General features: G+C 47.3%; 9 protein-coding genes. All 9 read right to left on the bottom strand.

Going from position 1 to position 12,481, the window contains the following annotated elements; genetic code table 11:
* Positions 1–4 precede the first annotated feature (4 nt).
* Positions 5–289: a LapA family protein gene (locus tag BCT27_RS09300; RefSeq protein ID WP_017009647.1), complete on the bottom strand. Its 285-nt coding sequence runs from the start codon at positions 287–289 to the stop codon at positions 5–7.
* 169 nt (positions 290–458) lie between these two features.
* On the bottom strand, positions 459–740 hold the full coding sequence (ihfB, locus tag BCT27_RS09305; protein ID WP_017009646.1) for an integration host factor subunit beta: 282 nt from the start codon (positions 738–740) through the stop codon (positions 459–461).
* Between the two features lie 74 nt (positions 741–814).
* Positions 815–2,485 (bottom strand): 30S ribosomal protein S1, encoded by a 1,671-nt coding sequence (rpsA, locus tag BCT27_RS09310; protein WP_102317710.1) that lies wholly within the window; start codon positions 2,483–2,485, stop codon positions 815–817.
* Between the two features lie 103 nt (positions 2,486–2,588).
* Positions 2,589–3,275, bottom strand: a complete 687-nt coding sequence (cmk, locus tag BCT27_RS09315) for a (d)CMP kinase (protein ID WP_026024552.1) — start codon at positions 3,273–3,275, stop codon at positions 2,589–2,591.
* Between the two features lie 168 nt (positions 3,276–3,443).
* Positions 3,444–4,727, bottom strand: a complete 1,284-nt coding sequence (aroA, locus tag BCT27_RS09320; RefSeq protein ID WP_102317711.1) for a 3-phosphoshikimate 1-carboxyvinyltransferase — start codon at positions 4,725–4,727, stop codon at positions 3,444–3,446.
* A 115-nt stretch (positions 4,728–4,842) separates the two neighbouring features.
* Positions 4,843–5,970: an ion channel gene (locus tag BCT27_RS09325; RefSeq protein ID WP_102391178.1), complete on the bottom strand. Its 1,128-nt coding sequence runs from the start codon at positions 5,968–5,970 to the stop codon at positions 4,843–4,845.
* Positions 5,971–6,197: 227 nt separating this feature from the next.
* Positions 6,198–7,574, bottom strand: a complete 1,377-nt coding sequence (locus tag BCT27_RS09330; protein WP_017009641.1) for a uracil-xanthine permease family protein — start codon at positions 7,572–7,574, stop codon at positions 6,198–6,200.
* Between the two features lie 321 nt (positions 7,575–7,895).
* A complete protein-coding gene (gene serC, locus BCT27_RS09335) occupies positions 7,896–8,978 on the bottom strand; it encodes a 3-phosphoserine/phosphohydroxythreonine transaminase (protein WP_102317713.1) in 1,083 nt (360 codons plus the stop codon).
* A gap of 236 nt (positions 8,979–9,214) precedes the next feature.
* Positions 9,215–11,914 carry a DNA topoisomerase (ATP-hydrolyzing) subunit A gene (gyrA, locus tag BCT27_RS09340; protein ID WP_102317714.1) on the bottom strand — a complete coding sequence of 900 codons (2,700 nt, stop codon included), beginning with the start codon at positions 11,912–11,914 and terminating at the stop codon, positions 9,215–9,217.
* Between the last annotated feature and the right edge of the window lie 567 nt (positions 11,915–12,481).

The raw sequence follows: 12,481 nt of genomic DNA on the forward strand, positions 1-12,481 counted from the left end.
ACGATTATTCCTTAACTGGGTCCGTACGCAGTTTGTCCAGCTCTTGGCGTTGCTTGTTAACTTGTTTTCTCAATACCGCTGTAGACATACGAGCTCGAAGGTAGAGCATGCCGCAAATCAGCCAACCGAGTGCAAATCCAGTGCCGAACACTACACCCAGGAGCAATGATAATCTGAACTCTCCCTGCGCGACCAAATAATTGAAGTTAACCACTTCTTGGTTTTGCGCGCCTAAGGCGAGTGTGATTAGGAAACACAGAACGAGTATTACGATACCAATAATCTTCACAGTCACTCCCTCTTAAAATTCAGCCATCAGCGAATACCGAGAATAAGCCAATATCATTCGCCGAGCTATTTATGTGTGATTATGCAGTAATTTGGCTTGTCAGACCATTGCATTAGACATAAAAAAAACGGCATACGTATAGCATGCCGTTTTTTTGTTCGAAAGCGAATCAACCAAGGTTGACGCGATCACGAAGCTCCTTGCCAGGTTTGAAGTGAGGAACGTATTTACCGTCCAACTCAACTTTATCGCCAGTTTTTGGATTGCGTCCAACGCGAGGAGCGCGATAGTGCAATGAGAAACTGCCGAAACCACGGATCTCGATTCGGTCCCCCTCTTCGAGCGTAGTGGCCATGTGCTCAAGGATTTCCTTGATGGCATCTTCTACCTGTTTGGCAGAAAGATGGGTTTGCTGACTGCACAGTCTTTCGATTAACTCAGACTTGGTCATGAATACCCCGCTTTTAGTAAGTTTCTCAACAGTATAAACATAGAGGGGGAATATTTCCCCCTCATTGCACTAAATTATTCGCTTTTCGCAGCTTTGAAAGCATCTGCCATTGCATTACCGAACGAAGCATCGTCTGCTTTGTTCAGAGTAGCCATAGCTTCTTGCTCGTCTGCTTCGTCTTTCGCGCGTACAGAAAGGTTGATTACGCGGTTCTTACGGTCAACACCGGTGAACTTCGCTTCAACTTCGTCGCCAACAGCTAGAACAAGAGTTGCATCTTCAACGCGGTCACGTGATGCTTCAGAAGCACGTAGGTAACCTTCAACGCCTTCGATTAGCTCAACAGTTGCGCCTTTAGCGTCAACAGCAGTCACTTTACCCGTTACGATGGTGCCTTTTTTGTTGTCAGCAACATAGTTGTTGAACGGGTCTTCTTCCATTTGCTTGATACCAAGTGAGATACGCTCACGCTCAGCATCAACCTGAAGAACTACTGCAGAGATTTCGTCGCCTTTCTTGAAGTCACGAACTGCTTCTTCGCCTGCAACATTCCAAGAAATGTCAGACAGGTGAACAAGACCGTCGATGCCACCGTCTAGACCGATGAAGATACCGAAGTCAGTGATAGACTTGATCTTACCAGTTACACGGTCGCCCTTGTTTTGCATGTCTGCAAACGAGTTCCAAGGGTTCGCTTTACATTGCTTCAGACCTAGGCTGATGCGACGACGCTCTTCGTCGATGTCCAGAACCATAACTTCAACTTCGTCACCCACGTTAACAACTTTAGATGGGTGAATGTTTTTGTTAGTCCAGTCCATTTCAGAAACGTGTACTAGACCTTCAACGCCTTCTTCGATTTCTACGAAGCAGCCGTAATCAGTTAGGTTAGTTACACGACCAGTCAGCTTGTGGCCTTCTGGGTAACGGTTAGCGATTGCTACCCATGGATCTTCGCCAAGTTGCTTAAGACCTAGTGATACGCGAGTACGGTCACGGTCGAACTTAAGAACTTTAACCAGAATTTCGTCACCAACGTTAACGATTTCTGATGGGTGCTTAACGCGTTTCCAAGCCATGTCAGTGATGTGAAGCAGGCCGTCAACACCGCCTAGATCTACGAATGCGCCGTAGTCAGTTAGGTTCTTAACGATACCTTTAACTTCCATACCTTCTTGCAGAGAAGCAAGCAGTTCATCACGCTCAACGCTGTTTTCAGATTCGATAACAGCACGACGAGAAACAACAACGTTGTTGCGCTTCTGGTCTAGCTTGATAACTTTGAACTCCAGCTCTTTGCCTTCCAGGTGAGCAGTGTCACGTACTGGACGAACGTCAACCAGTGAACCAGGTAGGAACGCACGGATGCCGTTCAGCTCAACAGTGAAACCGCCTTTAACTTTACCGTTGATAACACCGATAACAGTTTCAGCTTCTTCGTAAGCTTTCTCAAGTTGGATCCAAGCTTCGTGACGTTTTGCTTTTTCACGAGACAGTTGAGTTTCACCGAAGCCATCTTCGATAGCGTCAAGTGCAACGTCAACTTCAGCGCCAACTTCGATTTCTAGTTCGCCAGCAGCGTTTTTGAATTGCTCTGCAGGGATAGAAGACTCTGATTTCAGGCCAGCATCAACAAGAACGTAACCGTTCGCGATAGCTACAACAGTACCTTTAACGATGGCACCTGGGCGAGTTTCAATCGTTTTTAGCGATTCTTCAAAGAGTGAAGCAAAAGATTCAGTCATTAATTTGATCTTCAATTAGTTTAAACGTCCACGGGTATCCTACCGCGTGGGGTTGATATTAATGTCGGTCATCATCCTTGCGACCAACGGCTTTGCCGCTACTTCAAGAAGTAACGGTAAATTTACTTTCAATATAGGACAAAGCTTGCTCGAGCACCTGCTCAATGTTGAGAGAGGTTGAATCTAGCAATAGTGCATCGTCCGCGGGACGTAATGGCGCGACTGCGCGGTTGCGATCTCGATCATCACGTTCCTGAATTTCGTTCAAAAGGCGGTCAAAGTTAACATCTAACCCCTTTAGTTGCAACTGGTTCATGCGGCGAGTGGCGCGCTCTTCAGCACTTGCATCAAGGAAGATTTTCACTTCTGCTTTCGGAAAAACCACTGTGCCCATATCGCGACCATCAGCAACCAATCCTGGCGCTTCTGCAAATGCACGCTGACGACGCAGCAATGCTTCACGAACACGTGGCAATGCCGCCACTTTTGATGCGGCCATACCTGTTTCTTCTTTGCGCAATTCGCTCGAGACGTCTTCGCCTTCAAGGATCACTTTTACAAGCTCTCCTTCTGCTTTGAATTGCACATCAAGGTGCGCAGCCAGAGGCACTAGCGCATCTTCAGATTCAGGATCTACACCGTGGTGAATAGCCGCCAACGCCAGCACGCGATAAATCGCGCCAGAGTCCAGCAGATGCCAGCCCAGCTTTTCCGCCAATAGCATACAAAGAGTTCCTTTTCCGGCTCCACTTGGACCATCAACGGTAATTACAGGCGCTTGGGTAGACATTCTTTTCTCCAAATCATTTACGTTCAGAATAGGTTAGCAGAGCATCATCAGATGCAGTACGGCAATACCTACTCCGAAGAATCGGGGGCGTATTATAAGGAAGTTAAGACAAAAAAAACAGGCCAGCTGTAAACTGGCCTGCTCTCATTTTTATTACACCCTGTTGCGTTATCTTTCCGCCAGCCCTTCAAGCTTCTCGAAGTAGTCAGGGAAGGTTTTTGATGTGCACTTCGGATCGTTAATCGTCACTGGGGTATCACTCAATGCAACCAGAGAGAAACACATCGCCATGCGGTGATCGTCATAGGTATCAATCGCTGCGTGTTTGAGGTTATCCGTTGGTGTGATGGTGATGTAATCTTCACCCTCTTCCACTTCCGCGCCCACTTTGCGTAACTCTGTCGCCATGGCCGCAAGTCGGTCTGTTTCCTTCACTCGCCAGTTGTAAACATTGCGAATCGCCGTCGTGCCTTTGGCAAACAACGCTGTCGTGGCAATGGTCATGGCTGCATCAGGAATGTGGTTAAAATCCAAATCAACCGCATTCAGAGTGCCACAACGCGCGATCACATAGTCATCGCCCCATTCAATCTCTGCGCCCATGGCAGCAAGTGCATCAGCAAATTGAACATCACCTTGAATGCTCTTTTTACCAATGCCTGTCACTTTGACTTCGCCACCTTTAATGGCAGCCGCGGCGAGGAAGTAAGACGCTGATGATGCATCGCCTTCCACCAAGAAATCACCAGGCGCTTGATAGGACTGGTTGCCTTTCACTTTGAAGACTTGGTAGTTATCGTTGTCAACCGACACGCCAAATTGCGCCATGATATGCAATGTAATATCAATGTAAGGCTTCGAAACCAAATCACCTTTGATATGAATATCAGTATCACCACTAAACAAAGGTGCTGTCATCAAAAAGGCCGTCAGAAACTGACTTGAGATAGAACCATCAATTTCAACACGTCCACCTGCGATCTCACGACCGACAATTTTCAATGGTGGGTAGTTTTCATTTTCTAGGTAAGTAACGTCTGCCCCAACGGTTTTTAGCGCATCAACCAGGTGACCAATAGGACGTTCTTTCATCCGAGGCTCGCCCGTCAAGACGTATTCGCCTTTACCCAGACACAGCGCTGCAGCAAGGGGGCGCATCGCCGTTCCCGCATTGCCAAGGAACAGCTCCATAGATTCAGACGTATTAAATGCACCGCCTAAACCGACAACTTCACACTCTGTTTTGTCATCTGACAAACGGTAGGTAACACCCAGTTTTGCCAATGCTGTTAGCATGTGGCGAATGTCATCGCTATCGAGAAGATTGGTTAGGCGGGTGGTTCCGTTGGCAAGTGCTGCCAATAGCAGTGCACGGTTAGACACGCTTTTTGAACCAGGAAGATTAACGGTGCCGCTAATCTTTGAAATGGGTTGTAACGTCAATTGCTCCATCTGAACTTCTGAGATCCTTTATTTTTCGTACCCTGAGAGTAACGAAAAAGCAGCCGAGGGGCTACCCCCAGCTGTTCGGATGTTTCGTTTTACTGTTTTTCAGAATGATTTGCAGCTAGCGCGTCATTTTCTTAACGAACACCACCACGAAGAGCGCAATGGTAAAGCTGCCCGTAAATGCTTCAGTAGCAGCGATCAATCTCGACATGCCTATGGGAATAAAATCCCCATACCCCAAGGTCGTAAAAGTGACCACGCTGTAATAAAGGCAATCTGAAAACGCCCAAAAATTATCTGCGAACGTTTGCTGCGCAGAGTACGCAACGGTTTCACCCGCGAATTGTATGCCCATATAGAAGTAAATAATCGCACACCACAAAATCAGTGCTAACGAAAAGAAGATGACGCGGATTGGACTTTCACCATAACCACAAAACAAATCAACGGTTTTTGACATGGCGCGTTGCGTAGAAAACATCGGCATTTGGAAGCGGCGCATGGTGAGTTCTTTTTGCAAGAAGTATCCCGCCATTGTAAAGATGCCCTGCGCTTCTGATGCTTTACGCAAGTCACGATAGATTTCTTCTGATTGTTCATAGAGATCGAGGGCTTTCTCTGAATCTCCTTTCCGTTCAGCAACCCTGCCTTCAGATTCTTGTTGGAGTAAGGTGCCAATTTTAATGTTGTCGATTTTAGTATCAGTAAGTTTTACACCCAAAAGGTTGCAGTTAATGAAACTGGCACAGTGGATATTCGCATCATGAAGGTCTGCCTTCATTAAGCTACCGTTATCAAACTTTGCATTAAAGAGGTGTGCATTTGTCATGTTCGAGCGGTAGAAATTGGCATAGCTAAGATCATAGCCACCGCCTGATCCGTGACGGACTAAATTCACGTCTTTCAAGTCAGCACGTTTAACAATGATGCCTCGCAGCTGCCCGCCTTGTTTCGCATAAGCTTCAAGCTGCTCTTTGATATCTTCTTGGTCTTTTGGCTGATTTTCATCATGCCAAAAACAAAAGCCCGATTCTCCAGCAGCTCCAGAGCAGGCATGGGTCTTACCATCAGGGTCGAGATATTGGCATGTGTGGTGATGGGGTTCTGGATTTTCACTGATGTTCAACGGCACGTTGTCCGAGGAGATAGCGCCCGGACTTTCGAGGGAATCTTGCGTTTTACTCGATGTAGAATCTGACACAATGGCTGCTCCTTTTTCTTGAGCAGCTTCAGAACGGTTTGACATAACTGCACCTCCAACTTTCTCAGTATAGAAACAAGAGGTGAGAATTGAGATAAATCAACGCCATTGTATGCATATAAAAAAGGCGACGCGTTGAAGCAGCAAGTTAACGCCTTCAACAAACTCTATACAGAGTGCGTCGCCTTCTATACCCAAGAGACCTGAAGTAGCTCGATGTCAGAGGCCATCAGAACGTCAGGTTACTTGTGTTTATTTGTTTGTACTGCGGTCTAGTCGTCTTTTTGTTCTTGTGGCAGCACAAGATTCAAAATGATGGCCGTGATACCGCCAGCAGCCATGCCCGATGAAAGAATGTTGCGGATCCATTCAGGCATAAATTGAAGAATTTCAGGTTTCTGAGCGATCCCTAGTCCCATTGAGAAAGACAATGCCATGATAAGAATCGCACGACGGTTCAATTCACAGCGGGAAATAATACGGATACCTGACGCCGCAATGGTACCAAACATCACAATGGTCGCGCCGCCTAGAACAGGTTCAGGGATCAACTGAACCAAGGTTGCCACACCCGGCAGTAGGCCCAACAGCACCAACATACCTGCAATGAAGTAACCAATGTGGCGACTCGCTACACCCGTCAATTGGATGATGCCGTTATTCTGGCTAAACGTAGAGTTCGGGAAGCTGTTCAATATGGCTGCCAACGCGGAGTTAACACCATCAGCCAGTACACCGCCTTTAATGCGCTTCATGTAGATTGGGCCAGAAACGGGTTGCTCGGAGGTTTCCGATGTCGCGGTAATATCGCCAATCGCTTCTAACGATGTCACCAAGAAAACAATAACGAGTGGGATCAGTAAGCCCCAATCAAACGACAAGCCATATTGCATTGGTTGAGGAATCGCAATCCATTCCACCGTTTCTGCCGGTGTTGTGTTTACCATGCCAAAGAAGAAAGCCACCAAGGTGCCTGATGCCATAGCAATCACGATAGAAGACACGCGCAAGTATGGGTTATCAATGCGGTTAAGCAGAACAATCACGCCCAGCACTGTGCCCGCAAGGGTCAGGTTCTCAAAACTGCCAAACGTGCCGTTTTCAATCGCTGCATAGCCGCCACCCATCGACGTTAAACCGACTTGGATAAGCGTCAAACCAATCAAGGTAACCACAATGCCTGACACCAATGGCGTGATCACACGCTGTGCATGTTCAAGAACACGCGAAAGCATCACCTCTGCCATGGATGCAACCATGATGGTACCGAAAATCGCAGCCATCATGGTTTCTACACTCGCACCGCCCGCCTTCATGGCTAAGCCCGTACCAATGATTGGCCCAAGGAAATTAAAGCTCGTCCCTTGGATAGAAAGCAGACCTGAGCCTAGTGGACCGATGGTCCGAATCTGGATAAAGGAAGCCAGACCAGAAGCAAAAAGAGACATGCTAACAATGGTGTTGGTGTCTGAGGCAGGCAATCCTAGTGCTTGGCAGATAATAAGAGACGGCGTCACAACGGCAACGAACATCGCAAGCAAGTGCTGAACGGCGGCGAAAAGTGTTTGTGGTAGCGGTGGCTTGTCATCAAGGCGATAAACAAGTTCAGAATTTCTAACGGGCGCATTCGAAGAATGGGAAACACTCATACTACTCTACCTTTGAAGGTGGAACGTTCACTATTACGCTGAATGGGTAATAGGCCCTGCAGGCATCTTGATCTGTGATTGCTGTTACTCAGAACACCTGAAAGGATAAACGTCTGATGTAAGGGAAATTTCGCGTCATTCTATAGTCAGAAAACAAAATAGCAAACGTTTGCGCAAGCCGAGCCGCGTAAGTGTTCACGGCTTAATCAATCGTTAAAATCTTGTAGTGGAAAGGTGGTAATTTTGGGTGTAAGGCAAGCGTACTGGCACAAAAAAGCCGTCTTTCGACGGCTCTTCAATAGGTTGGCTGCCCATTATCGCTTAAGCATGTTTTGCTTCAAACGCTTTCATGAATGCAACCAGCGCTTGAACACCTTCCAACGACATCGCGTTGTAGATAGAAGCGCGCATACCACCTACTTCACGGTGACCTTTCAATGCGACTAAACCTAGCGCTGCTGCTTCTTCTAAGAAAGCGGCATCAAGCTCAGGGTTAGTAAGCTGGAAAGGCACGTTCATTAACGAACGGTTACCTTCATGGATGTTATTCACGTAGAAATTCGATGCATCGATGCAGCCGTAAAGTAGCGCAGCTTTTTCTTCGTTCTTCACTCGCATTGCTTCAACACCGCCTTGAGCGAGAAGCCATTTGTAGACTTCGCCAGCAAGATACCAACCAAAGGTTGGTGGCGTGTTGAACATCGATTCTTTGTCCACCAGCGTGGTGTAATTCAGAATGTTTGGTAGGAACTCTTTCGCTTTGCCCAGCAGATCATCACGCACGATCACCAAGGTAATGCCGGCGGGGCCAATGTTCTTCTGTGCGCCCGCGTAAATCACGCCGTATTTTGATACATCGATTGGACGGGACAAAATAGTAGAAGACATGTCAGCAACGATAGGCTTATTCGTTTCTGGCAAGTCACGAATTTCAACACCATCGATCGTTTCGTTCGGACAAAAATGCACATACGCGGCATCTGAACTCAATTTCCAATCTTTCGCAGGCAATACGCCGCGCTTACCGTCGATCGTTGTCAGCACATTCACTACGTGTGGGGTGCAATATTTCTTCGCTTCTTTAACAGCACTGTTTGCCCAGAAGCCAGCATCAATGTAATCAGCAATGGTATTGCTGCCCAGCAAGTTCATTGGCACAGCAGCAAATTGTGCACGCGCCCCACCCTGACAATACAGAATGTGGTAGTTCTCTGGGATAGAAAGCAATTCACGGAGGTTTTTCTCTGCATCTGCCACTACCGCCAAAAACTCTTTGCTACGGTGGGAGATTTCCATGACGGAAGAGCCAATGCCATTCCAATTGATTAACTCAGATTGAACGTTTGCTAAGACTTCTTGTGGCAACATCGCGGGGCCAGCTGAGAAGTTGTATACCTTTTCCATGATTATTGAATGCTCCTGCGTTACATCGCGAGACTGTAGCGTTTCCAAATACGATTGAATTATCCCTGAACCCAAATCGCGCGCACTGCGCGGTGTTCGGAAAGACTAGAATAAATATGTTTCATCACCTTACCACCGTAATTGAAACGAGAAAAGCGGGACATGACATGATTACAGGCATAAAAAAACGCAGCGAATGCTGCGTTTTTATAAGGCGTCTAGAAAGGACGTGAAGATTACTCTTCGTCAGACTCGCTTTCAGCGTTGTCTTCACCTTCCGGCGCTTCTGGTGCAGATTCTGCTGTTGGCGCATCTGCTGGTGCTTCTGAACCTTCTGATACTTCACCGTCTTCGATGCTGTTCAGCAGTTCATCTTCATCCGGCTCTTCGATACGTTGCAGACCTACAACCGCTTCGTCTTTGCTTGTGCGGATAAGTGTAACACCTTGGGTGTTACGACCAACCTGACTCACTTCAGAAGCACGCGTACGTACAAGCGTACCTGCGTTGGTGATCATCATGAACTCGTCACCTTCGCTCACTTGAACCGCACCAACCACTGGGCCATTACGCTCAGAAACCTTGATAGACACAACACCTTGTGTCGCACGGCTCTTCGCTGGGTATTCTGCAAGTGACGTACGCTTACCGTAACCGTTAACCGTCACTGTAAGAATATCGCCATCAGTGTGCGGAACAATCAGTGACACCACTTTATCGTTTGGCGCCAACTTGATACCGCGTACACCTGCAGCAGTACGACCCATACCACGAACACCACCTTTCGCGTTGCCTTCTTCATCAAACACTGGGCTTTCGTAGAAACGAACAACCTTGCCGAATGAAGAGAACAACATGATGTCGCGCGTGCCATCAGTAATATCAACACCAATCAACGAATCGCCTTCGCGTAGGTTCACGGCAATGATGCCCGCGCTACGTGGACGGCTGAAATCAGTCAATGGTGTTTTCTTCACGGTACCATCAGCGGTCGCCATGAAGACAAACTTGTCGTCTGCATATTCTTTCACCGGAAGGATCGCAGTGATGCGTTCGTTTGGCTCAAGAGGAAGCAAGTTAACAATCGGTTTACCACGTGCAGTACGAGATGCGAGAGGTAATTGATATACCTTCATCCAGTACATACGGCCACGGCTTGAGAAACACAAAATGGTGTCGTGCGTGTTAGCAACCAACAAACGTTCAATGAAGTCTTCTTGCTTCATGCGCGTTGCAGATTTGCCTTTACCACCACGGCGTTGTGCTTCGTAGTCGTTCAGCGGTTGATATTTCACATAGCCTTCGTGAGACAATGTAACAACCACGTCTTCTTGGTTGATCAGATCTTCGATGTCGATGTCATGACTAGCCGCTGTGATTTCAGTACGACGTTCGTCGCCATAGCCATCACGCACAGCTTCAAGCTCTTCACGGATAACTTCCATGAGGCGCTCAGGGTTTGACAGGATGAACATCAATTCGCCGATAAGTTGCAGCAGCTCTTTGTATTCATCGAGGATCTTCTCGTGCTCAAGACCGGTAAGTTTGTGTAGACGCAAGTCCAAGATAGCTTGTGCTTGTTGCTCAGTCAGGAAGTATTTTCCATCACGAACACCATACTCATCTTCTAGCCATTCTGGACGCGCAGCATCAACACCTGTTGCTTCAAGCATTGCAGCAACAGTACCAAGATCCCAACCACGTTGTTGTAGTTGCTCACGTGCAATCGCAGGGGTTTGCGCATTACGAATCATTTCGATGATTTCATCGATGTTCGCCAATGCAATCGCCAAACCTTCCAAGATATGGGCACGATCACGCGCTTTGCGCAATTCGTAAATAGTACGACGTGTCACCACTTCACGGCGGTGATTCACGAAGCACTTCAGCATGTCTTTTAGGCCGAACAGGCGTGGCTGGTTATTGTCCAGCGCAACCATGTTGATACCGAAAGACGTCTGAAGTTGCGTTTGCGAGTATAGGTTGTTGAGGATAACCTCACCGACTGCATCACGCTTACATTCAACAACAATACGCATACCGTCTTTATCAGACTCGTCACGCAGTGCGCTGATGCCTTCAATCTTCTTATCTTTCACCAGCTCGGCGATCTTCTCGATCAAACGTGCTTTGTTTACTTGATAAGGGATTTCAGTAACAACGATCGTTTCTTTACCGTTCTTCTCGACTTCGATTTCCGCGCGAGAGCGCAGGTAAATCTTGCCGCGACCAGTACGGTAAGCATCTTCAATGCCCTTACGGCCATTGATCATTGCAGCTGTTGGGAAGTCTGGACCTGGAATGTGCGTCATCAACTCTTCGATAGTGATGTCTTCATTCTCAATGTATGCCAAACAACCGCTAACAACTTCCGTTAAGTTATGCGGAGGAATATTGGTTGCCATACCCACAGCAATACCCGAAGAACCATTAACCAAAAGGTTAGGAATTCGAGTCGGCATGACTTCTGGGATCTGTTCAGTACCGTCATAGTTAGGTACGTAATCGACAGTGTCTTTGTCGAGATCCGCCAATAGTTCGTGGGCAATTTTTGACATGCGAACTTCGGTGTAACGCATTGCCGCCGCAGAGTCGCCGTCAATTGAACCGAAGTTGCCTTGTCCATCAACCAGCATATAGCGCAGCGAGAAAGGCTGTGCCATACGGACGATGGTGTCATAAACAGCGCTGTCACCGTGTGGGTGGTATTTACCGATCACATCGCCAACAACACGGGCAGATTTTTTGTATGCTTTGTTCCAGTCATTGCCTAGTACATTCATCGCGAATAAAACGCGGCGGTGTACTGGCTTCAGACCATCACGAACGTCTGGAAGAGCACGACCAACGATAACTGACATCGCATAGTCGAGATAAGAGCTTTTCAGCTCCTCTTCAATGTTGACGGGCGTGATCTCTTTAGCAAGATCGCTCATGGAGCCAATATCCCTCAGGTAAGTATGTCAAAGATGACTACGTGCAAGACCGTAAATAATATCATAAAAGCAGCCAAAGAGTCACAGTCTAAACCAGAGATAAATCACGGATTACTCTTATTTTGGCGCTCTAAGGCTCAACAGGGCGAAAAAATGCTCAAGTTCAAGGTGTAGGTTGATATTTTCATGATCATTGCTTACAGAGGCACTGAGTCAATTTTTGCCTCCCGGGTATGAAACCTGCCCAGTTCACGGTTCCACATGTAATAAAGGAAGGACGAATACAGTGAGAAACAGGCCTCAATAACCATATCTTAAATAAGGTCAAATGACGCATGACACACTGTTGTGTTCATAAGGGGGCGCTATGATTTCTCAAGCAATCAACGCTGTTGGGGTGGCGATTATTGTCGGTAAATACATTTTACTTGGGCTATTGGCGGCTGTGACCATCACCAATGCAACATAAGTTTCACTGACCATTCACCACGTACCGTACCATCGGCTTTGCCGAACCTTGTTACTCCGGTAAAGCCACCTTTATCACCGCTTATATGACTTCGGTCG

The organism is Enterovibrio norvegicus (genome assembly GCF_002876705.1).
GTDB lineage: Bacteria > Pseudomonadota > Gammaproteobacteria > Enterobacterales > Vibrionaceae > Enterovibrio > Enterovibrio norvegicus_B.